The following is a 22,452-nucleotide window of genomic DNA, read 5'->3' as shown; positions in this document are numbered from 1 at the left end:
TCGCGTGTCGGCCGCCGCCGCGCTCAGCGCGCGAGGAAGGCGCGCGCGGCCGCGACCATCGCGGTCGTCGCGGTGTCGAGCGTCGGCTGCATGACCGGGATGAAGGTGGGGGAGTGGTTCGAGGGCACCGAGGCCGCGAGCGTGCCCGCCGCGGTCGCGTCCGCCACGAGCTGCGGGTCGAAGCCGCCGTACATCCAGTACACGTAGGGCGCGCCCCACGTGGCCGGGAGGTCGGAGAAGTCCTCGGAGCCGAGCAGCGGCCGCAGCGGCAGGTGGTGCTCGCCGAAGGCCTCGTCGAAGGCTGCCGCGACCCGCGCCGTCGCCGCAGGGTCGTTGTCGGTGAGGGGCGCGACCGAGCCGCGCTCGATCGTCGCGGGGCGCGGCGCCCCCGAGGCCTCGCACTCGCCCTGCACGATCCGCTCGATCGCCGCGATGACGCGCGCCCGCACGCCCTCGTCGAAGGTGCGGATGTTGATCTCGAGCCGGGCGCTCTCGGGGATGATGTTCTGCTTCGTGCCCGCGTGGAAGGTGCCCACGGTCACGACCGCCTGCTCGAAGGGCGCGACCGTGCGCGCGACGACGGTCTGCAGTCGCATGACGATCGCTGCGCCGAGCACGATCGGGTCGACCGTGGCCTCCGGCTGCGAGCCGTGGCCGCCGCGGCCGTGCACCGTGACGACGAGGTGGTCGCTCGAGGCCATCACGGGGCCGGCGGCGAGCGAGACGGTGCCCGCGGCTCCGGGCATGACGTGCTGGCCGAGCGCGACGTCGATGCCGCCCGGCAGGATGCGGCGCAGGTCCTCCTGCATGCCCTTCGCGCCGTCGATCATCTCCTCCGCCGGCTGCAGGACCGCGACGAGCGTGCCCGCCCAGTCGTCCTGGTCGACGAGCACACGCAGCGCGCCCTGCAGCGACGCCATGTGCGTGTCGTGGCCGCACGCGTGCATGACGCCGACGGTCTGCCCCTCCCACTCGTCGGTGCGGGTGGAGCGGTAGGGCACCTGCTCGGCCTCGACGACGGGCAGGCCGTCCATGTCGGCGCGCACGAGCACCGTGGGGCCCTCGCCGCGGCGCAGGATGCCGACGACGCCCGTGCCGCCCACGTGCTCGTGCACCTCGAAGCCGGCCTCGCGCAGCAGCTCGGCCATGCGCGCGGCCGTGCGGTGCTCGCGGTGCGAGAGCTCGGGATGCGCGTGCAGCTCGCGGTAGAGGTCCTCGATGAAGGGTCGGTGCTGTTCGAGCGTCATGGGCCGAGGCTATCGATCCGGAACCGCGGTCGCGTGCTCGGCAACCGATCAGATATCCGGAAGCTCCGGGGCTAGCCTGGCCTCGGCGCTCCGCGAGGCGCGCCGCTCGACACCGACGTCAGGAGCCCGATGACCCCGCAGCCCGGCACCGCAGCCCCCGGCACCTTCGCGCCCCTCGCCGCGCCCGAGAAGCTGGCGATGCCGCCCGTCGTGCTCGGCACGATGACCTTCGCGGACGGCGCCGACGAGGCGACCTCGCGCGAGCTCCTGCACCTCGCCCTCGACGCCGGCGTCACGTGGCTCGACACTGCCAACCAGTACGCCGACGGCCGCGGCGAGCCGCTCGTCGGCCGCTTGCTGGCGCAGCTCCCCGCCGCGCGCCGCGAGCAGCTCGTCGTCGCCACGAAGGTCGGTCAGCCCGACCCCGAGCTCGGCAGCGAGTCGCAGCTGCGGCCCGAGATCGTGCGCCGCAGCGTCGAGCGCTCGCTCGAGCGGCTCGGCACCGAGCAGCTCGACCTCCTGTACCTCCACAAGCCCGACCGCTCGACGCCGATCGTCGAGACGATGGGCGAGCTCGCCGCGCTGCACCGCGAGGGCAAGGTGGCGCGCATCGGCCTCTCGAACTTCACCGCGTGGCAGATCGCGCAGGCGATCGAATCGGCCGCCGCCGCAGGCGCGCCGCGCCCCGTCATCGCGCAGCAGATGTACTCGGCCATCGTGCGCAGGCTCGACGAGGAGTACGCCGAGCTCGCCGCCGAGGCCGCGATCGCGACCGTCGTCTACAACCCGCTCGCGGGCGGCCTCCTCACGGGGCGCTACCGCTTCGGCGACGCCGCAGCGGAGGGCCGCTTCGGCTCCTTCGGCAACGCCGCGATGTACCGCGACCGCTACTGGGACGAGCGGATGTTCGCCGCCGTCGAGCGCATCGCCGCCATCGCCGAGGAGGCCGGGCTCCCGGTCGCCGAGGCGGCGCTGCGCTGGACGCTCTCGCGCCCCGTCGTCGACGGCGTGCTCGTGGGCGGGTCGAAGGCCGCGCAGGCTGCGGCAGAACCTCGCGGCGCTCGCGGCGGGGCCGCTGCCCGAGGACGTCGCGCGGGCGATCGACGCCGTGGGCGACGAGCTGCCCGGGCCGATGCCCGCGTACGGCCGCTGAGGGGCGCCGCCCGGCTCCCTGCCGCCCCCGCGATCCCGCCGTCGCCGGTAGGATCGAGGGGATCGTGAGGAGAGCCGTGACCGCCACGCCCGACGCCTCGCAGGGACTCCAGACCTGGCACCTCCCTGCCATGCGCGCCGTGCCCGCGCTGCTCGTCGGCCTCCCGCTGCCCTTCGTGCAGCTGCACTCGCCCTTCGTGGGCCTCGTGGCGCTCGCCCTGCTCACGGGCCTCGGCGCCGCGGCGCTGTGGCTCGGCCGCGGGCTCGTGCCCGCCGAGGCGCGCGGCTGGCCGGCGCAGGCCGCCGGATGGTCGGCGCTCGCGGCGCTCGTCGCGGTGGTGCTCGCGCTGCTCTCGCCCACCGAGACCTCGTTCGGCCTGCTCGTGGCCGCGTGGGGCATCGGCGCCGGCGCGCTCGAGCTGGCCGGCTGGTGGCGGCTTCGCCGCGCGGCCGAGCCCCGCACGCTGCGACTCGCGCGCGACTGGCGCGCCGTGGGCGCCGCCACGATCATCCTCGGCGTCGTCTTCGCCCTCGTGCGCGACGCCGTCACCCTCACCGGACTCCTCGGGGCCTACGCGGTCGTCGTGGGGGTCTACCTCGCGCTCGCCGCGCTCTCCGCGCGGCCGGCGCGCACGACCGAGCGGAGCGACGCATGAGCGACCAGTGGCGCGAGGGGCCCGTGCAGCCCACGCGGCGGCAGCGGCTGAAGCCCTTCGAGTACCTCGCCTTCGCGGGCGTCGCGGGCGGCTTCACGCTGCTCGTGGTGCTGCTGTCGGTGCGCGACCTGGGCCTCGGCCTCATCTTCGGCGTGATCGCGTTCATCGTCACGCTGCTCGTGACGGCCACGCTCATGCTCGCGGTGCAGCCGAGGGGCCGCGACTCGGCGGGCCTCGACCGCACCGAGGCCTCGGACTCCTGAGGCCCGACGCCGTGCGCGCGACCGGGCTCGTCGGTGCGGCGGCGCTCGCGGTCGTCGCGCTCGCGGGCTGCGGCGCGGTCGGCACGGGGCCGGACGGCTCGGGGCCCGGCAGCGCAGGGCCGGACCGCACCGAGCCGGGCGCGAGCGGGCCGACCGAGCCGGTCGACGGGGTCCACCTGCGGGCGGAGGGCGTGGCCCTCGACCCCGTCGCCGACGACGTCGAGGGCGTCGAGGCCTGCGACGGCCGCGCGGGGCGCGAGGTGCTCGAGACCTTCGACCGCGCCGCCTGGCCGGCGCTCGACGTCGCGGCGGGCGAGGGCGTGCTCACGTGCGGCAACGCCGACGGCGCGGGTTGGCGGCACATCGCAGACGGCCACACGGGCGACTTCGGCGAGCTCGCCGACGAGGTCGGCGCGGGCTGGGAGGACGTGGCGCGGTTCGCGATCGACCGCGCCCTCGAGCGGCCCACGCGCGTCGAGGCGTACCGCTCCGACATCGTGAACTACGACGTGCTCGTGGAGCTCGTCGACGGCGGCCGCGTCGAGCGCGCCTGGATGGTGACCGTGGGCGTCGGCCTCGGCACGGGGAACGTCATCACGGCGTTCCCCGACGAGCAGCGGTAGGTCCTGGTCGGATCCCCGACACGCACAGGGGACTCCAGTTTTGAGTCAGTCAAAACATGCTACGGTCGTGCCGATGACGACGACAGCTCCCGCCACCGACGCCCAGGAGGCGCTGCGCGCCACCGGGCTCAAGGTGACGGCCGGTCGCATCGCGGTGCTCGACGCGCTCGAGCACGCGCCGCACGTCGACGCCGAGGCGGTGCTCTCGCTGGTGCGCGACCGCCTGCCCGGCACCTCGGTGCAGTCGATCCACAACGTGCTCGGCGACCTCGTCGAGGCGGGTCTCGTGCGCCGGTTCACGCCCGCGCGGCAGTCGGCGCGCTACGAGCGCCGCGTCGGCGACAACCACCACCACGCCGTCTGCTCGTCCTGCGGCCGCGTCGACGACGTCGACTGCGTCGTGGGCGAGGCGCCCTGCCTGCACGCCGACGCCCCCGAGGGCTTCGTCGTCGCCGTCGCCGAGGTCACGTTCGTGGGCATCTGCCGCGACTGCCTCGCCGCCGCCCGGGAGGCGACCCCCTAGCCGCGGCGCCGCCTCCGCCCCGCGCCCGTGCGCGGCGGCAGGGCGGAGCCGTGCCCGAACGACCACCGAACCGCATCCACGTCACGACACCAGGAGGACGCATGCACACCACCACCAACTCCGGAGCGCCGGTCGCGAGCGACCAGCACTCGCAGTCCGTCGGCGCCGACGGCGCGATCGCGCTCACCGACCACTACCTCGTCGAGAAGCTCGCGCAGTTCAACCGCGAGCGCATCCCCGAGCGCGTCGTGCACGCCAAGGGCGGCGGCGCCTTCGGCCGCTTCGAGACGACGGCCGACGTCTCGCGCTACACGCGCGCCGCGCTCTTCCAGCCGGGCGTCACCACGCGCATGCTGGCCCGCTTCTCGACCGTCGCCGGCGAGCAGGGCAGCCCCGACACCTGGCGCGACCCGCGCGGCTTCGCGCTGAAGTTCTACACGAGCGAGGGCAACTACGACCTCGTCGGCAACAACACCCCCGTCTTCTTCATCAAGGACGGCATCAAGTTCCCCGACTTCATCCGCTCGCAGAAGCGCCTGCCCGGCAGCCACCTGCGCGACCACGACATGCAGTGGGACTTCTGGACGCACCAGCCCGAGTCGTCGCACCAGGTGACGTGGCTCATGGGCGACCGCGGCCTGCCGCGGTCGTGGCGCTTCATGGACGGCTTCGGCTCGCACACGTACCAGTGGATCAACGCCGAGGGCGAGCGCTTCTGGGTGAAGTACCACTTCCGCACCGACCAGGGGAACGACTTCCTGCCGCAGGCGGACGCCGACCAGGCTGGCCGGCTCGGACGCCGACCACCACATCCGCGACCTCTACGAGGCCATCGAGCGCGGCGAGCACCCCACGTGGACGCTCTCGGTGCAGGTCATGCCCTACGAGGACGCGAAGACGTACCGCTTCAACCCGTTCGACCTCACGAAGGTGTGGCCGAAGAGCGACTACCCGCTCATCGAGGTGGGCCGCATGACGCTCGACGAGAACCCGGCGAACTACTTCGCCGAGATCGAGCAGGCGACGTTCGCACCCTCGAACTTCGTGCCCGGCATCGCCGCGAGCCCCGACAAGATGCTCCAGGCGCGCATCTTCAGCTACGCCGACGCGCACCGCTACCGCGTGGGCACGAACCACGCCGAGATCCCCGTGAACCGCCCCGCGGCGCCCGTCGACTCGTACTCGAAGGACGGCGCGCAGCGCCACGCCTTCCACGACCCGACCCGCCCCGTCTACGCGCCCAACTCGTTCGGCGGCCCGCACGCCGACCCCGAGGCGCACGGCGACGACCGCGGCTGGCACTCCGACGGCGAGCTCGTGCGCTCGGCGGCGACCCTGCATCCCGAGGACGACGACGTGACGCAGCCGCGCACGCTCATCCGCGAGGTCATGGACGACGCGGCCCGCGACCGCCTGGTCGCGAACATCACCGGCCACGTCGGCGGCACGCGCATCCCGGCGATCCGCGAGCGCGCCATCCAGTACTGGAAGGCCATCGACGCGGAGATCGGCGCGCGCGTCGAGGCGGGCCTCGAGCCCATCGCGGACCCGCGCGAGACGCTCGCCTGATCCAGGCGCGCATGCACGAGGGCCCCGGCACGATGCCGGGGCCCTCGTCGCGTCGGCAGGCGGCTACGGGCGCAGCAGCACCTTGACGGCGCGGCGCTCGTCCATCGCCGCGTAGGCCTCGGCGGCCTCGTCGAGCGGCAGCTCGAGGTCGAAGACCGCGGAGGCGTCGAGGTCGCCCGCGAGGACGGCCGGCACGAGCTCCGGCAGGTAGCGCACGACGGGCGCCATGCCGCCCGCGAGGCGGATGTTGCCGCGGAACGCGACGGGCCACGGGATCGCGGTGCCGTGCGGCACGCCCACGAAGCCGACCGTCGCGCCCGGCCGCGCCACCTGGAAGGCCGTCACCATCGACTGCTCGGTGCCCACGCACTCGAGCACGGCGTCGGCGCCGACGCCGCCCGTGAGCTCGAGCACCGCCTCCACCGCCGCCTCGCCGCGCTCGGGCACGAGGTCGGTCGCGCCGAAGACCGTGGCGATGCGCTGCCGCTCGGGGTTCCGCGAGAGCGCGATGATGCGCTCGGCGCCGAGCCGCCTGGCCGAGAGCACGCCGCAGAGGCCCACGGCGCCGTCACCCACGACGACCGCCGTGGAGCCGCGCTCCACGCCCGCCGAGACCGCCGCGTGGTAGCCGGTGGGCAGCACGTCGCTGAGCGCGAGCACCGCCGCGTGCCGGGCGGCGTCGGGCGCCTCGTCGAGCACGAAGCACGTCGCGTCGGCGTTCGTCACGCGCGTGAGCTCCGCCTGCCCGCTCGCCGTCATCGCGAGCTCGACGCAGCCCTGCGTCTGGCCCGCGAGGCAGTGCACGCAGCGGCCGCAGCAGTGGTCGAAGGGCACGATCACGAAGTCGCCGACGCGCACCCGCTCGACGCCCGCGCCGACTGCCTCGACCACGCCGATCGCCTCGTGGCCGATCGTGCGGGGCTCCGGCACCTCGTTCGCGCCGCGGAACGGCCAGAGGTCGGAGCCGCAGACGCAGGCGGCGGTCACCCGCACGATCGCGTCGGTCGGCCGCTCGATGGTCGGGTCGGCCCAGGTCTCGACGCGGATGTCGCCCGGGGCGTGGAGGATCGTCGCTCGCATGCCACCAGCCTGGCACGGCGGCGGGCGGGCGCGATCGGCGCTCGCGATCGGGCCCGCGACGCGGCGGCGGACCGGGCGGGATCGACCCGGCATGATGGCGGCATGGATGCGCTGCCCCACCTCGTCGACGTCGCCTGGCTGCGGGAGCGCCTGCACGAGCCGGGGCTCGTCGTGGTCGACGCGAGCATCGCGCTCTTCGGGATCCCGGACGAGAGCGTGCCGGGCGCCCGGCCCTTCGCGATCGACGGCGCGATGTCGGCCGACCGCGGCGGCGTGCACGACCTGCCCGCGCCCGCGGAGCTGCAGGAGGCGCTCCGCGCGATCGGGCTGCGCGAGGGCGACCGCGTGGTCGCCGTCGACGCGGCGGGCATCACGGGCGCGGCGCGCGCCTGGTGGATGCTGCGCCACGCGGGCGTCGAGGCGGCGGTGCTCGACGGGGGCACCCCCGCCTGGGTCGCGGCCGGGCTGCCGCTCGATCCCATGCGCGTCGAGGCATACGAGCCCGGCGATGTGGTCGTGCGCTGGCGGGACGGCGGCTTCGTCGGTGCGGACGCGGTGGCGCGGGGGCTCGACGGCGAGGTCGCGGTGCTCGACGCGCGCGCCGCGGGGCGCTTCCGCGGGGAGGTCCCGGAGCCCCGCCCCGGCGTGCGCGGCGGACACATGCCGGGAGCGGCATCCCTGCCGTTCGCCTCGCTGCAGGACGGCGGCCGGATGCGGCCGGCCGACGAGCTGCGCGCACGGCTCGACGACGCGGCGGGCGACCGCCCGATCGTCGCGTGCTGCGGCTCTGGCGTCACTGCCTGCGTCATCGCGCTCGCCGCGACGCTCGCCGGGCGCGAAGCGGTCGCGGTCTACGACGGCTCGTGGGCGGAGTGGGGCGCCGAGGGATCGGGCCGGCCGGTCGTCACGGGCGCGTGATCGGGCCGCGCTCGACAGGCGTCATCCGATAGAGCGCCCAGCGGCAGGGTCAGAGCATGCCGTGCGAGCGCACGCTGCCGTCGGCGAGGTCGACCACGATCCGGATGCCGTCCAGCTCGAGCATCGCGCCATAGGCCGCGGGCAGCACGGCGGCGCGGATCGCGGCGGGCTGCAGCCGCTGCACCATCCAGGCTTCGAGCCGCTCGCGATCCTCCGGCCGCAGCCGGTCGGGCTCGCTCTCGTGCGGCTCGATGAGCCAGCCGCTGTCGCCCGGCGCAGGTGCCGCATCGCGCGTCATCGAGAGCCGCGTGCAGCGCTCCCAGCCGACCACGGCCGTGATCCGCTCGTCGAAGCGCACCGGTGCTGGATCGACGCGCGCTGCGCGCCGCACGTCGTCCCAGCCCTCGGCCACCGCCATCGGCACCGTCAGGTCGCGGCTGGTGCCGGCGTGCGGGTCGTCATCGAACCCCGGCGCGACGACCTCGACGCCGTCGACGGCGGCGCGCAGGGTCAGCGCGCACCATCCGGTGTCGATCGCGAACCCCTCCGCCCAGCCCGCACGGGCGTCCGAGAACGCGTCGAGCGTGCGCTCGAGCCTCACGCGGTGCTGCGTCGCGGCGGACGCGACGATCGCGACGCCATCGACCTCGCGCCGCACGGTCACGATCGCGGGACCGCGCGAGAGCGAGACCGAGAAGGTCGGCTGCTCCGTCACCGCACCATGCTCGTCGCCCGGGGTGATCGCCCGCTGGGAGGGGGCCGCATCGGCCTGCTCAGTGCTCGATCACGCCCTGGAACTCGACCATGGTGCGGATCGCCTCGATCGTCGTGCGGGGCTTGAGGTGCTCGACCTGCTTCGGACCGCCGAGGGAGAGCAGCGGCACGTAGGTGAACGACTCGTCGAACGCGAGCGGGCCGTGGGCGGCGACGGCCTTGGGGAACATGTCCCAGTCGAACTCCTCAGACAGGTAGTCCTCCCCGTCGAGGGCGAGCATCCCGAGCAGGGTGTCGAGGTCGGCGCCGACCCCCGACGCCGAGCCGTTGCGGTAGAGGATGGCGCTGACGCCGATGCCAGGCTCCCACGTCACGACATCCGCGAGGCCCGTGACCATGAACGGGATCGAGATCCGCTGACCGGTGACTCTGCCCAGTACGTCGCCGATGCCTCGCTCGTATGCGACGGGATCGATCACGCGGAAGAATCCAGAGCCGAAGGTGCCGAGCCCGTAGGTCTCCCAGAGCTCGATGACCTCGTCATGGACTCGGCCGCGATACCGGGCGATCGTGTCCGCGCTCGCGGCTTCGTGCTGGACGATGTCGGCGATGTGCTCCACGCGATCGACCCCACGTCAGGGCGATGTGCATGAAGACGGAGGAGCGGTCGACGCCTGGATCGTTCGAGACGAAGTCGAGGACGGCCTGGTCGGGCGCGCCGACGCGGCTCCTCCACTGCGAGCCGAGGGAGGAGTTCACCCCTGAGTCGCCCACCCCGGAGATGTCGGTCAGGTCGCCTCCTGCGATGCCGTCGAGACGATGCGTCGCGGCTCGGGTCGAGAGCCAGGCGTCGGCATTGCGCGCTGCTTCCGTGGATCCTGGCCGCGGCGGCGAAGGCGCATGATCTCGGTCCTCCTCGCCGCATCCCGAGCCATGCGCTGGGCCTGCGTCGACGCGCTCGTCCGCCCTCGATCCAGGGAGTCGCCGCGATTGCGGATCCAGTCGGCCACCGACATCTGCTGCAGCGCGTCGACCTGCTCGTCCACCTGCCGGTCGAACTCCGCCTGGTCGTAGCGCCGGTTGTTGAAGGCGCGCACGTCGACGTCCTGGCGGCGGACGCCGCGGGCCAGCTCCGCGTCCTTGCGGCGGATGGCCTCGGCCATCTCCTTGATCGTGTCCTTCGAGCGCTTGGACTGCCCGGCGACGCCGCGGGCGATGCGGGGCAGCACGTCCTGGAGGGCGTCGAGGTCGGAGGCGATGTTCGTGGCGACGTCGAGCAGCTTCTTGCGCAGCGCGATGATCGCTGCATTGGCGGCGAGGCTCGCCCCGAGCGTGAGCACGGCGCTCGCGGCAGCCGCGGCGATCTGCGCGGCGGTGATGACCAGCTCGGCGATCACCTTCACCGTGAGCGCGAGCACCGCGTCGGCGGCGATGTCGATGCCCGTCGCCGCCGGGTCGAGCACGTCGACGAGCTGCTCGACGTTCTGCTGGCGGTTCGTGTCCCACGCGTTGCCGAAGGAGGTCGCCGCCTGGGCCTGCATCGCGCCGCCGGCGTCGTCCTTGATCCGGGCCGTCGCCTGCTCGATCGTGCCCTCGATGTCGTCCTTGAAGGTGCGGATGATGTTCGCCGCGCGGCGCATCTCGTCCTCGTCGAGGGGCGGCCACTCGTACCCGAGCATGTCGAGCACCCAGACCAGCTCGCCCGGCAGGTTCATCGCCACGGGACACCTCCTCCACCCTGGCGATCTCGCTAGGACGGCGGGGTGGAGGCAGGAATGGGGAGGACTCCCCGTCGGCGATCGCTAGGGCAGGCGGTCGACGAGCTGCGCCGCGACGCCCGTGTACGTGCCCGGGGTGAGGGCCGTGAGGCGGCCCTTCGCGTCGTCGGAGATGTCGAGGCCGTCGACGAAGGCGGCGAGCTCTGCGGCGCCGACGCGCTGGCCGCGCGTGAGCTCCTTGAGCTGCGCGTACGGGTCGGCGATCGACGAGCGGCCCGCGAGCACCTCGGCGCGGATGACGGTCTGGATCGCCTCGGCCAGCACCTCCCAGTTGCCCTCGAGCGCGGCGTCGAGCGCCGTGTCCGACACGGCGATCTCGCCGAGGCCGCGGCGCAGGTTGTCGAGCGCGAGCAGCGAGTGGCCGAGCGCGACGCCGACGTTGCGCTGCGTCGACGAGTCGGTGAGGTCACGCTGCAGGCGGCTCGTGACGAGCGTGGCCGAGAGCGACTCGAGCAGCGCCGACGCGATCTCGAGGTTCGCCTCCGCGTTCTCGAAGCGGATGGGGTTGATCTTGTGCGGCATGGTCGACGAGCCGGTGGCGCCCGCGACCGGGATCTGCGTGAACGTGCCGAGCATGATGTACGTCCACACGTCGGTCGCGAGGTTGTGCAGGATGCGGCCCGCGTGCGAGATCGCGCCGAAGAGCTCGGCCTGCCAGTCGTGCGACTCGATCTGCGTCGTGAGCGGGTTCCACTCGAGACCGAGCGACTCGACGAAGGCGGCGGCGGTGGCGGGCCAGTCGGCGCCGGGCTCGGCGACGACGTGGGCCGAGAAGGTGCCGGTCGCGCCCGCGAACTTGCCGAGCACCTCCACCTGCTCGATGCGGCGGGCCTGGCGCTCGAGGCGCCACGCGACGACGGCGAGCTCCTTGCCGAGCGTGGTCGGCGTCGCCGGCTGGCCGTGCGTGAGCGAGAGCATGGGGCGCTCGCGGTGCGCCTCGGCGAGCTCGCGCAGGCGGTCGATCACCGCCCGGAACGCGGGCAGCCAGACCTCCTGCACGGCGGCGCGGATGGTGAGCGCGTAGGAGAGGTTGTTGATGTCCTCGCTCGTGCATGCGATGTGCACGGCCTCGGCGAGCGCGCCGAGCCCCTGCTGCTCGAGGCGGTCGCGCACGAGGTACTCGACGGCCTTCACGTCGTGGCGGGTGACGGCCTCCTTCGCCGCGAGCCAGTCGATCTCGGCCTGCCCGAACCCGGCGGCCCACTCGCGCAGCGCCGCGGCGTCCTCGGCCGCGATCGAGGGCGCGCCGAAGAGGCCGCGCTCGGCCACGAAGACGAGCCACTCGACCTCCACGTGCACGCGGGCGCGGTTGAGGCCGGCCTCCGAGAGGTGCTCGGCGAGGCCCGAGGTCTGCGCCTGGTAGCGGCCGTCGAGCGGCGAGAGGGGCTGGATGGGCAGCGGCATGGTGCTCCTAGCTGCGGAGGGCGGGCTGGATCTGGCGGAACAGCCTGCCGACCGCGGTCTCGATCTGGCGGAGGACCGTGCCGAAGAAGGCGTCCTCCGAGTAGTAGGGGTCGGGCACGTCGGGCCCGGTGGCGTCGGGGTCGAACGAGAGCAGCAGCCGGATCTTCGACTGCTGCTCCTCGGTGCGGGCGAGCGAGCGCAGGGCGCGCTCCTGACCGCGGTCGAAGGCGATGACGAGGTCGAAGCGGTCGAACCACTTGGCCTTGAACTGCTTGGCGCGGTGCGCGCTCGCGTCGTAGCCGGCCTCGGCGAGCACCGCGAGCGTGCGGGGGTCCGCCGTCTCGCCCACGTGGTACTCGCTGATGCCCGCGCTCGTGACCAGCAGCCGCTCGGCGACCCCGTGGCGCTGCGCGAGCCGCTCGAAGGCGCTCGCGGCCATGGGGGAGCGGCAGATGTTGCCCGTGCAGACGAAGGCGACGCGGAAGCGCGTCGCATCGGCGAACGCCCGGTCGATGGTCACGGCTCCATTGTTGCGGATGGGCCGTGCGCCCGGGCGGCGCGTCGGCCGTCCACAGGCTGTTGCCCGGCGCCGACGGCCGCGGCGACGACCTGCGACGGTGCCCGCGGAGGTGGTCGGGATGACGGAGGCGCAGGCGGCGATCGTCGCGGCGAGGGCCGCTGCGGCCGAGGAGGCGCGGCTCGCGGAGCTCGCGGTGCGACGCGCGATCGGACTCGCCCGCGAGGCGCGGGAGCTCGTGGGGCTGCAGGGCGACGAGGGGTGGCTGGGGCCGGCGCGCACGGCCTTCGACGGCACGTGCGAGCGCGAGCGCCACGCGCTCGACGGCGAGGAGCAGGAGCTGCTGCTGCTCGGGAGCGCGCTGCGAGGGGTGCGCTGATGGGCGGCGCGCGGCAGGGCGGCGGGGGCGCGTTCGGGGCCCCGACCGGCGATTTCCAGGGGCCGACGGCCATGTCCGGGGGCGGCGGCGCCTTCGGCGCGATCCCGCAGGCGCCGGCCGCGGCGAAGGGCGGCGTGCGCACGGCCTGGGACCCGACGGTCACGGGCGCCGCGTGCGCCCGCCTGCGGCTCGCCGTCGCGCGGCTCGACGAGGGTGCCCGCGCGCTCGCAGCCGCCCCGGACCTCCGGGTGCCGGCCGCGGCGGGTGCCTCGGTGCCGGTGCTCGCGGCGTGCGCCGACGAGCCTGCTCGCCCGCGAGGCCGCGCTGCGCGCCGCGGGCCGGCGCCTCGAGGACCTCGCCGGCACGACCGAGGTCGCGGGCAGGCTCTACGAGGCGGCCTCCGATGCCGTGCTGCTGGCCGTCGAGCAGCTGGTGGGCGGCGCCGCGTGGGCGCTCGGCGCCGCGGTCGGGGCCGGGTCTCGGGCCGTCGCCGCCGTCGCCCTCGTCGAGGCCACGAAGGTCGGCCTCCTGCTGCTCCCGGCCGCGGCGCTCCTCGTGCGGATGCGGCCCGAGCTGCTGGGGCAGCTCCTCGCGATCGCTCCCGCGGGGGCCGCGGCCGCGCAGGCGGCGGTCGACCGCGCGGTGGCGCTCGCGGGCGTGGCAGTCGGCCGGCTCGCGGCCGCGCTCCCGCCCGGCCCCGACGGCGGCGCCTTCGCGACGCCGGAGGCGGTGCTGGCGGCGCGCCTGCTCGTCGAGTCGGCCCCGGCGCTCGCCGCGGGCCTGCTGGGCGTGCCGCTGCCGGCGGTGCGCGCCACCGAGCAGCAGGCTCGGCGAGGACGAGCCTGCTCGCCGTGCTCGCCGGCGGCGCTGCGCTCGCGGGCCGCGGCGCCCTCGGGGTCGGCGCCGTGCGGCCCGAGCTGCGGCCGCGGACGACGACCGACCCGCCGCGGCCCGTGACCACCGCAGGCGAGGCCATGGCCGTGATCCGTGCCCAGGAGGACCAGATCGTGGTGCACGAGCTGCGGATGCCCGACGGCTCCCGCCACTTCCAGGTGTTCATCGACGGCACGCAGGACTTCGGGCTGAGCCCCGAGACGGGGCTCGACGGGCTCGCCAACGTCGAGAACGGCGCCGGCGACCTCGCGCCGGGCTCGGGCTCGGCCGGGGCCGTCGCCGAGGCGCTGCGGCAGGCGGGGGTGGGCGAGGGCGACACCGTCGACCTCTGGGGCTACTCGCAGGGCGGCCACGCGGCGGCCGTCGTCGCGGCCTCGCAGGAGTTCGACGTGCGCTCGGTCGTGACGATCGGCTCGCCCGTCGACGGCGTCGACGTGCCCGCAGGCGTCGAGGCGATCGCGATCGCGCACGAGGGCGACTTCGTGCCCGCGGCCCAGGGCATCGCCGACGACCCGAGCGCGATCGGCATGCTGTGGGACGTCGCGCACGGCCGCGACCCCGCGTGCACGCGCGGCATCGAGACGGTCGAGCTCGCGCCCGCGGAGCGGATCGGCGAGGGCCTGTGGGGCAGGCACGACGCTGACGAGTACCTCGCGACGCTCCCCGGCGCCGAGGAGCGCTCCGCGCAGCTGTGGCACCACCACGAGCGCATGGGCGCGCGCCTCGAGGGCGCGGTGGGCGTCGCGTCGACGAGCGTGCGGCTGCGGCGGGAGGAAGGCTGAGGGGCCTACCGCTCGCGCGGCCGCTCGCGCCCGAAGATCGGGCGCGTGACGATCGTGATGAGCCAGGTGAGGAAGGCGATGCAGACCGCGGCGAGCATGCCGATCCAGAAGCTCTCGAGCGCGAGCCCGTAGCCGACCAGGTCGGAGATCCAGTGCACGATCATGAGCAGGAACGCGTTGACGAAGAGGGCGACGATGCCGATCGTCAGGATGTAGATCGGGAACGCGACGATGCGGATGAGGTTGCCGATCGTCGCGTTGACGATCGCGAACACGAGCGCGACGCCGAGCGTCGTGAGCGCCACCTGCCACCACTCGGGTCCGAAGGACTCGATCGCCACCCCCGGCAGCACGAGCGTCACGAGCCAGATGGCGATCGCGGTGAAGACCACGCGGAGCAGGAAGCGCATGCCGGGATCATCCCATCCATATCCCCCGCGGAGCCAGGAGGCGCACTAGCCTCGAACGGTGACTGTGCGACTTCGCCGCGAGATCGCGGAGGTTCCCCCGTACCAGCAGGGCCGACCCGCCCCGGAGGGCGGCTTCAAGCTCTCGAGCAACGAGAACCCGTTCCCGCCGCTGCCCGCGGTCGTCGAGGCCGTGCGCCGCGAGGCCGAGCGGGTCAACCGCTATCCGCGGCCCGGCGCCCCCGAGCTCAAGGAGGCGCTCGCGGGCGAGCTCGGCGTCGGCGTGGAGCGCGTCCTGATCGGCGACGGCTCCGCCTCGCTGCTGCAGCAGCTCATCCACGCGGTCGCGGGCCCGGGCGACGAGGTCGTCTACGCCTGGCGGTCGTTCGACGCCTACCCGCTGTTCGTGCGCACGGGCGGCGCGACGCCCGTGGAGGTGCCGCTCACGGCCGACCACGAGCACGACCTCGAGGCGATGGCGGCGGCGATCACCGAGCGCACGCGCGCCGTGATCGTCTGCAGCCCCAACAACCCCACCGGCACGATCGTGGGCGCCGAGGAGCTCGACGCCTTCCTCGACCGCGTGCCCCGTGACGTGCTCGTCATGCTCGACGAGGCCTACATCGAGTTCGTGCGCGAGCCCACCTTCGACGGCATCGACCAGCAGCGCCGCCGCGACAACGTCGTGGTGCTCCGCACCTTCTCGAAGGCGCACGGCCTCGCCGGCCTCCGCGTCGGCTACGCCGTCGGCGACCCGGCGGTGCTCCGCGGCGCGGACGTCGCGGGCGTGCCGCTGTCGCAGACGGCGCTCGCCTCGGCCGCCGCGATCGCCGCCCTCGAGCACGTGGGCGAGACCTTCGCGCGCATCGAGGTGCTCGCCGAGCAGCGCGACGCGCTGTGGCAGCGGCTGCTCGACGCGGGCGTGCCCGTGCCGCGCCCGCACGGCAACTTCGTCTGGGTGCCCTCGCGCCCCGGGCAGGAGGAGGCGATCCACGACATCCTCTTCGCCGAGCGCATCGTGGCGAAGGTCTTCCCCGAGGGCACGCGCATCTCGATCGGCGAGCCCGAGTCCGACGACCACGTCGTCGCCGCGGCCGTGCGCATCCAGGCGCTGCAGGCCACGGCCGAGGCAGGCCTGTGACGCTGGCCGCGACGCGCGCCGAGCAGCCCATCCGCCTCATCGACGAGGAGGGCCGGACGGTCGAGACCGATGAGAACCAGGAGCACCTGGCGCTCGCGGCCGAGCTCTCGACGGCCGATCGCCTGGCGATGCACCGTGCGATGGTGACGACGCGGGCGTTCGACGTCGAGGCGGGCAATCTCCAGCGCCAGGGCAAGCTGGGCCTGTGGGTGCCCTCGCTCGGCCAGGAGGGCGGGCAGGCGGGCGCCGCGTGGGCGGCGCGCGAGCAGGACACGCTCTTCCCCAGCTACCGCGAGCACCTCATCGCGCTGCACCGCGGCGTCGAGATGCTGCAGATCCTCGACATCTTCCGCGGCGCGCGCCACGGCGGCTGGGACCCGCTCGAGACGCGGGGCATGCGCATCTACTCGCTCGTCATCGGCACGCACGCGCTCCACGCGACCGGCTACGCGATGGGCGTCCGCCTCGACGGCCGCTGCGGCACGGGCGACGCGAGCGCCGACGAGGCCGTCATGGCCTTCTACGGCGACGGCGCCGCCAGCCAGGGCGACGCGAGCGAGGGGCTCGTCTTCGCCGCGAGCTACGAGGCGCCCGTCGTCTTCTTCGTGCAGAACAACAAGTGGGCGATCTCGGTGCCCTCGAGCCGCCAGAGCCGCTTCCCCCTGCACGAGCGCGCTCGCGGCTTCGGCCTCGACGCCGCCTGGGTCGACGGCAACGACCCGCTCGCCTCGTTCGCGGTCACGCGCCGCATGCTCGACGCGGCCCGGCAGGGCCGCCCGGGCTACGTCGAGGCCGACACGTACCGCATGGGCGCGCACACCACGAGCGACGACCCCACCCGCTACCGCGAGGATGCCGAGGTCGAGGCGTGGCGCCGCCGCGACCCGATCGTCCGCATGGCGGCGCACCTGCGCGAGGCCGGCGTGGCCGACGCGGCGCTCGCCGAGATCGACCGCGAGGCCGTCGACGCGGCCGCCGACGTCCGCCGCCGCATGCTCGCCGCCGAGGGCCCCGCGAGCGACGACATCTTCGACCACGTCTACCGCGAGCCGCACCCGCTCATGGTGGAGCAGAAGCGCGCCCTCGGCGAGTTCGAGGCGAGCTTCGGAGACGAGCGATGACCACGACCGAGACCCCCGCTGCCGCCGCCGCGCGCCCCGCCTCGACCACGATGCCGCTCGCGAAGGCGCTGAACGGCGCGCTTCGCGAGGCGATGCGCGCCGACGAGCAGGTGCTGCTCATGGGCGAGGACATCGGCCCGCTCGGCGGCGTCTTCCGCATCACCGACGGGCTGCAGGCCGAGTTCGGCGCCGACCGCGTGCTCGACACCCCGCTCGCCGAGTCGGGCATCATCGGCACGGCCATCGGCCTCGCGATGCGCGGCTACCGGCCGGTCGTCGAGATCCAGTTCGACGGCTTCGTCTACCCGGGCTTCGACCAGATCGTCTCGCAGCTGGCGAAGCTCACGGCCCGGCACCGCGGCGCGGTCGCGATGCCCGTCGTCATCCGCATCCCCTACGGCGGCCACATCGGCGCCGTCGAGCACCACCAGGAGAGCCCCGAGGCCTACTTCGCCCACACGGCGGGGCTGCGGGTCGTGAGCCCCTCGACGGCGAACGACGCCCACTGGATGCTGCGGCAGGCCATCGAGAGCGACGACCCCGTCATCTTCCTCGAGCCGAAGTCGAAGTACTGGTCGAAGGGCGAGGTGCTCGCCGAGCCCGCCGTCGACCTGCACCGCACCGTCGTCGCGCGCCCCGGCACCGACGTCACGCTCGTCGGCCACGGCGCCATGGTGCACGTGCTGCTGCAGGCGGCGCAGATCGCCGAGCGCGAGGGCACGAGCGTCGAGGTGCTCGACCTGCGCTCGCTCTCGCCCATCGACTGGGCGCCGATCGTGGAGTCGGCGCAGCGCACCGGCCGCGTCGTCGTCGCCCAGGAGGCGCCCGGCCACGTGTCGGTCGGCTCCGAGATCGCAGCGACCGTCGCCGAGCGCGCGTTCTACTCGCTCGAGGCGCCCGTGCTGCGGGTCTCCGGCTTCGACGCGCCGTTCCCGCCGGCGCAGCTCGAGGACGTCTACCTGCCCGACGCGGATCGCGTGCTCGACGCCGTCGACCGCGCGCTCGCCTACTGACCAGGGGGATCCCATGCAGGAGTTCCGACTGCCCGACCCGGGCGAGGGCCTGACCGAGGCCGAGATCGTCAGCTGGCGCGTGCAGCCGGGCGACGCCGTGCGCGTCAACGACGTGCTGCTCGAGGTCGAGACCGCGAAGTCGCTCGTCGAGCTGCCGAGCCCCTTCGAGGGCACCGTCGAGGCGCTGCTCGTCGAGCCTGGCCAGACGGTGGAGGTGGGCACGCCCATCATCCGCGTCTCCGGCGGCGACGCCGACACCGTCGAGACGACCCGCGCGACCGAGCAGACCATCGACCGCGACGAGGACGGCGGCGCCGTGCTCGTCGGCTACGGGGTGCGCGGCGGTGCCGAGACCCGGCGCCGCAAGCCGCACACCGTGCGCTCGGTGCCCGAGCGCGAGCGCCCCGCGCCCCCGGCCTCCGTGCCCGCGGCAGCCGCCGCGCCCGTCATCGCCAAGCCGCCCATCCGCAAGCTCGCGAAGGACCTCGGCGTCGACCTGTCGGCGCTCGTCGGCACGGGCCTCGCCGGGGAGGTGACGCGCGACGACGTCGTGCGCGCCGCGGAGCAGGCGAAGGTCTTCCGCAACCTGTCGGCCCCGGATTGGTCGGGCGGCCGCGAGGAGCGCGTGCCCGTGAAGGGCGTGCGCAAGGTCATCGCCCAGGCGATGGCCGACTCCGCCTCCACCGCGCCGCACGTGTCGGTGTTCACCGACGTCGACGCGAGCCGCACGATGGAGTTCGTGAAGCGCCTGAAGGCCTCGCCCGACTTCGCCGACGTCAAGGTCTCGCCGCTGCTCATCATGGCGAAGGCGATCCTGTGGGCGATCCGCCGCAACCCGCTCGTGAACTCGACCTTCACGGGCGACGAGATCGTCGTCCACCACTACGTGAACCTCGGGATCGCGGCCGCGACGCCGCGGGGCCTCCTCGTGCCGAACATCAAGGACGCGCAGGACATGACGCTGCTCGAGCTCGCGCAGGCGCTGCAGCAGCTCACGACCACCGCGCGCGAGGGGCGCACGCAGCCGGCCGACATGCAGCACGGCACGTTCACGATCTCGAACATCGGCGTCTTCGGCATGGACACCGGCACGCCCATCCTCAACCCGGGGGAGACCGGCATCGTCGCGCTCGGCACGATCCGGCAGAAGCCGTGGGTCGTCGACGGCGAGGTGCGCCCGCGCTGGGTGACGACCGTGGGCGGCTCGTTCGACCACCGCGCGATCGACGGCGACGTGATCAGCCGCTTCGTGGCCGACGTCGCGTCGATCCTCGAGGAGCCGGCGCTCCTGCTCGACTAGCCCGCTGGAGCTGGGAGCGGAGGCGCCTTCGCGCCTCCGCCGCGACGCCAGCGCCGACGGCCGTCCCGGTCGCCGGTCCCTCGGCATCGTCGCTGGCGCTCCCAGGGAGGTCGGCGACGATGTCCCTGGTGAGGGAAAGTGACGATGGGTGCCGAGCGACGCGATGAGGAGCTGCGTCGGCTCGTCCGCAGGCGCCGACGCTCGCGGCGGCTGCTCGTCGCCGCCATGGGCAGCAACGCCCTCGTGGCCGCGCTCCTCCTCGCGCGCGGTGCGCCCGAGCTGTGGCCCATCTTCACGCTGACGCTCGCGGCATCCGTGCTCGCCCTCGCGCTCGGGCTGGCGACGTTCCGGCCCAGCTCCGAGCTGCGGATGATCCGACGCGAGATCGTGCGCGAGCCGCTCACGCCCGCGCAGGGCCGCCGCGTGCTGGTGGTCAGCTCGCTCGTCGGCGTGGGGGCGACGATCCTCCTCGGCGTCGTGCTGGGCCTCTCCGACTCCTGGCAGGCCGGCGCCGCCGCGGCAGCTGCGGTGCTCGTCCTCCTCGGCGCGTTCCTCGTGCTGCTGTCGGTCGAGCTGCGGCGCGAGCGTGAGCGCGGGGACGCCGCGCGCGAGGCCTGACGAGCTCCCGGCGATCACGGGCCGGAGCCCTCTGCTGGCGGCCGGCTCTGGGGGTTCGTGGCCGTGCTCGTGCTCCGGCGCCTCGCCCTGCGGAGGTCGTCGAGGCGGGTGCCGGGCGGGGATCCCGCGCAGCAGCGCTGCGCCGAGCCGGTCCCGCACGCCCGCGGCGGCGGTGACGCCGACGATCCAGCGTGCGCCGCGCGCTCGTCGACCGGCGGGTCAGGCGGTCAGCGCCACCACTGCTCGTCGGGTCCGACGGGCACGCGCCGCTTGTGCTCGGTGCGGTCGTAGCGCGCGATGATCGCGGCCTCCGCCTCGGCGTCGACCCGCTCGCCGCGGAGGAACGCGTCGAGCACCTCGTAGGTGATGCCGAGCTCGTGCTCGTCGAGCTGGCCGGGCCGGTCGTCGAGCAGGTCGGCGGTGGGCGCCTTCTGCCAGAGGCGGTCGGGGGAGCCGAGGTGGCGCAGCAGCTCCTTGCCCTGGCCCTTCGTGAGGCCCGAGAGCGGCAGCACGTCGGCGCCGCCGTCGCCGAACTTCGTGAAGAAGCCGGTCACGGCCTCGGCCGCGTGGTCGGTGCCGACGACGAGCAGCCCGAGCCTGGCCGCCGATCGCGTACTGCGCGGCCATGCGGGCCCGCGCCTTCACGTTGCCCTTGTGGTAGTCGCTCACCGCGCCGATGGCCTCCTCGACGGAGGCCTCGAGGGCGTCGACGCCCGGCTTGATGTCGACGACGACGTCGCGGTCGGCGGCGACGAACGAGAGCGCGAGCTGGGCGTCCTCCTCGTCGGCCTGCACGCCGTAGGGCAGGCGCGCGGCGATGAAGGTGGCGTCGCCGCCGCCCTCGCGCACGCGCTCGACCGCGAGCTGCGCGATGCGGCCCGCGAGCGAGGAGTCCTGGCCGCCGGAGATGCCGAGCACGAGGCCCTTCGCTCCCGTGGCGGCGAGGTAATCGACGAGGAACGAGACGCGCCGCTCCACCTCGGCCGCCGGGTCGATGCTCGGGCGCACCCCGAGGGCCTCGACGATGTCCTGCTGGGTGGTGCCGCGCGCGGTCTGCTCCATGGCAGAAGCGTAGTCAGATCGGCTCGCACCGCCCAGGACCCGCCTCGATGATTTTGACAATCGTTCTCACTCCCGGGTACCGTCGAGGGGAAAGCGAGGACCCCCATGCACTCCACCCGCACCTCCGGCGCCATCGCGGCCGGTGCGATCGTCTCCCTGGCGCTCGCCGGATGCGCGACCGGCGCCGCAGCGCCCGGCGCCGAGGGCGACCGCCTCCAGGTGGTCGCGACCACGACGCAGATCGGCGACTTCACCCGCGAGGTCGTGGGCGACGCGGCCGACGTCACCCAGCTGCTCCAGCCCGGGCAGTCGGCGCACGGCTTCGACCCGAGCCCCCAGGCGCTGCAGAGCCTCGCCGCGGCCGACGTGCTCGTGGTGAACGGCGCGGGCCTCGAGGAATGGCTCGACGGGGCGGTGGAGGCATCGGGCTTCGACGGCACGGTCATCGACGCCTCGACCGACGTGCACCTGCACGAGGGCTCCGGTCACGACCACGCGGACGAGCACGCCCACGAGGGCGAGGAGGCGCACGCCGACGAGGCCGGCCATGCCGACGAGGCCGGCCACGCCGACGTGACCGCGCACGCCGAGGAGACCGCGCACGCCGAGGAGACCGCGCACGCGGAGGAGGCCGAGCACGCCGACGAGGCCGCGGCCGCCGCATCCGACGACGAGCACGACCACGGCGGCGTCGACCCGCACATCTGGTCCGACCCGCACCAGGTCGAGCACATGGTGGGCACGATCGTCGCCGGGCTCGCCGAGGCCGACGCGGCGCAGGCCCAGGCCTTCACCGCGAACGGCGAGGCCTACCTCGGCAGGCTCGAGGCCCTCGACACCTGGATCCACGAGTCGGTCGACCAGGTGCCGGAGGACGAGCGGCTGCTCGTGACGACGCACGACACCTTCTCCTACCTCGCCGAGGCCCAGGGCATCACCGTCGTCGGCAACGTCTTCGCCTCGCTGGACGACAACGCCGAGCCGAGCGCCGCCGAGATGGACGCGCTCATCGCCGCCATCCGCGACACCGGCGTGCGCGCGGTCTTCTCCGAGACCTCGATCAACCCCGCGCTCGCCGAGACCATCGCCCGCGACGCAGGCGTGGAGGTCTTCTCGGGCGAGGACGCCCTCTACGCCGACTCGCTCGGCGCCGAGGGCAGCCCGGGCGCCACCTACATCGGCAGCCAGGTGCACAACATCACGAGGATCGTGGAATCCTGGGGTGCGGAGCCGGTCGCGCTCCCCGCGGAGCTGGAGGAGCCCTGACCCCGATCGTCGACATCTCGCGCGC

At 74.3% G+C, this 22,452-nt stretch carries 23 protein-coding genes and 3 pseudogenes; 16 read left to right on the top strand and 10 right to left on the bottom strand.

The features are described from left to right. Positions 1 to 23: 23 nt before the first annotated feature. Positions 24 to 1,247, bottom strand: coding sequence for an amidohydrolase (locus OVA14_RS04245; RefSeq protein ID WP_267505037.1), 1,224 nt, complete (start codon positions 1,245 to 1,247; stop codon positions 24 to 26). Between the two features lie 129 nt (positions 1,248 to 1,376). Here OVA14_RS04245 and OVA14_RS04240 point away from each other — a divergent pair, with 129 nt between their 5' ends. The 6 genes and pseudogenes from OVA14_RS04240 to OVA14_RS04215 all read left to right on the top strand — a co-directional run bounded on the left by OVA14_RS04240 (position 1,377) and on the right by OVA14_RS04215 (position 6,033). Next, positions 1,377 to 2,468, top strand: coding sequence for an aldo/keto reductase (locus OVA14_RS04240; RefSeq protein ID WP_267505036.1), 1,092 nt, complete (start codon positions 1,377 to 1,379; stop codon positions 2,466 to 2,468). Positions 2,469 to 2,476: 8 nt separating this feature from the next. Continuing rightward, positions 2,477 to 3,055: a hypothetical protein gene (locus tag OVA14_RS04235; protein ID WP_267505035.1), complete on the top strand. Its 579-nt coding sequence runs from the start codon at positions 2,477 to 2,479 to the stop codon at positions 3,053 to 3,055. Next, positions 3,052 to 3,318 (top strand): hypothetical protein, encoded by a 267-nt coding sequence (locus tag OVA14_RS04230; RefSeq protein ID WP_267505034.1) that lies wholly within the window; start codon positions 3,052 to 3,054, stop codon positions 3,316 to 3,318. The genes OVA14_RS04235 and OVA14_RS04230 overlap by 4 nt, the downstream gene beginning before the upstream one ends. A gap of 11 nt (positions 3,319 to 3,329) precedes the next feature. Then, the gene (locus OVA14_RS04225) at positions 3,330 to 3,941 is read left to right on the top strand and encodes a hypothetical protein (protein WP_267505033.1); all 612 of its coding nucleotides are present in this window, start codon (positions 3,330 to 3,332) and stop codon (positions 3,939 to 3,941) included. 73 nt (positions 3,942 to 4,014) lie between these two features. Then, on the top strand, positions 4,015 to 4,464 hold the full coding sequence (locus OVA14_RS04220; RefSeq protein ID WP_267505032.1) for a Fur family transcriptional regulator: 450 nt from the start codon (positions 4,015 to 4,017) through the stop codon (positions 4,462 to 4,464). A 101-nt stretch (positions 4,465 to 4,565) separates the two neighbouring features. Then, positions 4,566 to 6,033: pseudogene (locus OVA14_RS04215) on the top strand (catalase). A 63-nt stretch (positions 6,034 to 6,096) separates the two neighbouring features. Here the strand turns inward: OVA14_RS04215 and OVA14_RS04210 are convergent. Further along, entirely contained in the window at positions 6,097 to 7,113 is a 1,017-nt protein-coding gene (locus tag OVA14_RS04210) for a zinc-binding dehydrogenase (protein WP_267505031.1), read from the bottom strand. A gap of 102 nt (positions 7,114 to 7,215) precedes the next feature. Here OVA14_RS04210 and OVA14_RS04205 point away from each other — a divergent pair, with 102 nt between their 5' ends. Continuing rightward, on the top strand, positions 7,216 to 8,031 hold the full coding sequence (locus OVA14_RS04205; RefSeq protein ID WP_267505030.1) for a sulfurtransferase: 816 nt from the start codon (positions 7,216 to 7,218) through the stop codon (positions 8,029 to 8,031). A gap of 49 nt (positions 8,032 to 8,080) precedes the next feature. Here OVA14_RS04205 and OVA14_RS04200 read toward each other — a convergent pair whose 3' ends face one another. From OVA14_RS04200 to OVA14_RS04180, 6 genes and pseudogenes are all read right to left on the bottom strand, one after another. Next, positions 8,081 to 8,746, bottom strand: a complete 666-nt coding sequence (locus OVA14_RS04200) for a hypothetical protein (protein WP_267505029.1) — start codon at positions 8,744 to 8,746, stop codon at positions 8,081 to 8,083. A gap of 58 nt (positions 8,747 to 8,804) precedes the next feature. Then, the gene (locus OVA14_RS04195; protein WP_267505028.1) at positions 8,805 to 9,365 is read right to left on the bottom strand and encodes a T6SS immunity protein Tdi1 domain-containing protein; all 561 of its coding nucleotides are present in this window, start codon (positions 9,363 to 9,365) and stop codon (positions 8,805 to 8,807) included. After that, entirely contained in the window at positions 9,286 to 9,747 is a 462-nt protein-coding gene (locus tag OVA14_RS13755; RefSeq protein WP_420710642.1) for a polymorphic toxin type 15 domain-containing protein, read from the bottom strand. Before OVA14_RS13755 ends, OVA14_RS04195 begins: the two co-directional genes overlap by 80 nt. Then, positions 9,699 to 9,908, bottom strand: a pseudogene (locus OVA14_RS13750) (hypothetical protein); the annotation flags it as partial. The gene OVA14_RS13755 and the pseudogene OVA14_RS13750, both read right to left, overlap by 49 nt. Positions 9,909 to 10,547: 639 nt before the next feature. After that, positions 10,548 to 11,927, bottom strand: coding sequence for an adenylosuccinate lyase (gene purB, locus OVA14_RS04185; protein WP_267505027.1), 1,380 nt, complete (start codon positions 11,925 to 11,927; stop codon positions 10,548 to 10,550). A gap of 7 nt (positions 11,928 to 11,934) precedes the next feature. Beyond that, positions 11,935 to 12,447, bottom strand: coding sequence for a low molecular weight protein-tyrosine-phosphatase (locus OVA14_RS04180; RefSeq protein ID WP_267505026.1), 513 nt, complete (start codon positions 12,445 to 12,447; stop codon positions 11,935 to 11,937). 118 nt (positions 12,448 to 12,565) lie between these two features. Between OVA14_RS04180 and OVA14_RS04175 the strand changes: the two genes are divergently transcribed. The 3 genes from OVA14_RS04175 to OVA14_RS04165 all read left to right on the top strand — a co-directional run bounded on the left by OVA14_RS04175 (position 12,566) and on the right by OVA14_RS04165 (position 14,499). Further along, positions 12,566 to 12,823, top strand: a complete 258-nt coding sequence (locus OVA14_RS04175; RefSeq protein ID WP_267505025.1) for a hypothetical protein — start codon at positions 12,566 to 12,568, stop codon at positions 12,821 to 12,823. Positions 12,824 to 13,087: 264 nt separating this feature from the next. Further along, the gene (locus tag OVA14_RS04170) at positions 13,088 to 13,780 is read left to right on the top strand and encodes a hypothetical protein (protein WP_267505024.1); all 693 of its coding nucleotides are present in this window, start codon (positions 13,088 to 13,090) and stop codon (positions 13,778 to 13,780) included. Then, positions 13,777 to 14,499 carry a hypothetical protein gene (locus OVA14_RS04165; RefSeq protein ID WP_267505023.1) on the top strand — a complete coding sequence of 241 codons (723 nt, stop codon included), beginning with the start codon at positions 13,777 to 13,779 and terminating at the stop codon, positions 14,497 to 14,499. The genes OVA14_RS04170 and OVA14_RS04165 overlap by 4 nt, the downstream gene beginning before the upstream one ends. A gap of 5 nt (positions 14,500 to 14,504) precedes the next feature. On the opposite strand, the gene OVA14_RS04160 is transcribed toward OVA14_RS04165, so the two are convergent. Further along, the gene (locus OVA14_RS04160; protein WP_267505022.1) at positions 14,505 to 14,909 is read right to left on the bottom strand and encodes a phage holin family protein; all 405 of its coding nucleotides are present in this window, start codon (positions 14,907 to 14,909) and stop codon (positions 14,505 to 14,507) included. A 58-nt stretch (positions 14,910 to 14,967) separates the two neighbouring features. Here OVA14_RS04160 and OVA14_RS04155 point away from each other — a divergent pair, with 58 nt between their 5' ends. The 5 genes from OVA14_RS04155 (at position 14,968) to OVA14_RS04135 (ending at position 20,099) form a co-directional block, all read left to right on the top strand. Further along, positions 14,968 to 16,047: a histidinol-phosphate transaminase gene (locus OVA14_RS04155; protein WP_267505021.1), complete on the top strand. Its 1,080-nt coding sequence runs from the start codon at positions 14,968 to 14,970 to the stop codon at positions 16,045 to 16,047. Then, complete coding sequence (locus tag OVA14_RS04150) at positions 16,044 to 17,168, top strand: thiamine pyrophosphate-dependent enzyme (RefSeq protein WP_267505020.1); 1,125 nt, start codon at positions 16,044 to 16,046, stop codon at positions 17,166 to 17,168. Before OVA14_RS04155 ends, OVA14_RS04150 begins: the two co-directional genes overlap by 4 nt. Then, positions 17,165 to 18,181: an alpha-ketoacid dehydrogenase subunit beta gene (locus tag OVA14_RS04145; protein ID WP_267505019.1), complete on the top strand. Its 1,017-nt coding sequence runs from the start codon at positions 17,165 to 17,167 to the stop codon at positions 18,179 to 18,181. Before OVA14_RS04150 ends, OVA14_RS04145 begins: the two co-directional genes overlap by 4 nt. Positions 18,182 to 18,194: 13 nt before the next feature. Next, positions 18,195 to 19,481 (top strand): dihydrolipoamide acetyltransferase family protein, encoded by a 1,287-nt coding sequence (locus OVA14_RS04140; RefSeq protein ID WP_267505018.1) that lies wholly within the window; start codon positions 18,195 to 18,197, stop codon positions 19,479 to 19,481. Between the two features lie 225 nt (positions 19,482 to 19,706). Beyond that, on the top strand, positions 19,707 to 20,099 hold the full coding sequence (locus tag OVA14_RS04135) for a hypothetical protein (protein ID WP_267505017.1): 393 nt from the start codon (positions 19,707 to 19,709) through the stop codon (positions 20,097 to 20,099). Between the two features lie 227 nt (positions 20,100 to 20,326). On the opposite strand, the pseudogene nadE reads toward OVA14_RS04135, so the two are convergent. After that, positions 20,327 to 21,161: pseudogene (gene nadE / locus OVA14_RS04130) on the bottom strand (ammonia-dependent NAD(+) synthetase). A 105-nt stretch (positions 21,162 to 21,266) separates the two neighbouring features. On the opposite strand from nadE, the gene OVA14_RS04125 reads away from it, so the two are divergent. Beyond that, positions 21,267 to 22,427, top strand: a complete 1,161-nt coding sequence (locus OVA14_RS04125) for a metal ABC transporter substrate-binding protein (RefSeq protein ID WP_267505016.1) — start codon at positions 21,267 to 21,269, stop codon at positions 22,425 to 22,427. Positions 22,428 to 22,452 lie beyond the last annotated feature (25 nt).

Origin of the sequence: Agrococcus sp. SL85 (assembly GCF_026625845.1) — a bacterium.
In the GTDB taxonomy this organism is placed as follows: Bacteria; Actinomycetota; Actinomycetes; order Actinomycetales; family Microbacteriaceae; genus Agrococcus.
The sequence above is the reverse complement of the archived record's forward strand: the minus strand, read 5'-3'. Positions and strand labels throughout refer to the sequence as shown.

Coding starts and splice junctions, on each gene's coding strand:
- OVA14_RS04135 (WP_267505017.1), top strand. CDS start 19,707: ATGGGCAGCAACGCCCTCGTGGCCGCGCTCCTCCTCGCGCGCGGTGCG.
- OVA14_RS04210 (WP_267505031.1), bottom strand. CDS start 7,113: ATGCGAGCGACGATCCTCCACGCCCCGGGCGACATCCGCGTCGAGACC.
- OVA14_RS04125 (WP_267505016.1), top strand. CDS start 21,267: ATGCACTCCACCCGCACCTCCGGCGCCATCGCGGCCGGTGCGATCGTC.
- OVA14_RS04205 (WP_267505030.1), top strand. CDS start 7,216: ATGGATGCGCTGCCCCACCTCGTCGACGTCGCCTGGCTGCGGGAGCGC.
- OVA14_RS04140 (WP_267505018.1), top strand. CDS start 18,195: ATGCAGGAGTTCCGACTGCCCGACCCGGGCGAGGGCCTGACCGAGGCC.
- OVA14_RS04245 (WP_267505037.1), bottom strand. CDS start 1,247: ATGACGCTCGAACAGCACCGACCCTTCATCGAGGACCTCTACCGCGAG.
- OVA14_RS04175 (WP_267505025.1), top strand. CDS start 12,566: ATGACGGAGGCGCAGGCGGCGATCGTCGCGGCGAGGGCCGCTGCGGCC.
- purB (WP_267505027.1), bottom strand. CDS start 11,927: ATGCCGCTGCCCATCCAGCCCCTCTCGCCGCTCGACGGCCGCTACCAG.
- OVA14_RS04230 (WP_267505034.1), top strand. CDS start 3,052: ATGAGCGACCAGTGGCGCGAGGGGCCCGTGCAGCCCACGCGGCGGCAG.
- OVA14_RS04240 (WP_267505036.1), top strand. CDS start 1,377: ATGACCCCGCAGCCCGGCACCGCAGCCCCCGGCACCTTCGCGCCCCTC.
- OVA14_RS04145 (WP_267505019.1), top strand. CDS start 17,165: ATGACCACGACCGAGACCCCCGCTGCCGCCGCCGCGCGCCCCGCCTCG.
- OVA14_RS04160 (WP_267505022.1), bottom strand. CDS start 14,909: ATGCGCTTCCTGCTCCGCGTGGTCTTCACCGCGATCGCCATCTGGCTC.
- OVA14_RS04220 (WP_267505032.1), top strand. CDS start 4,015: ATGACGACGACAGCTCCCGCCACCGACGCCCAGGAGGCGCTGCGCGCC.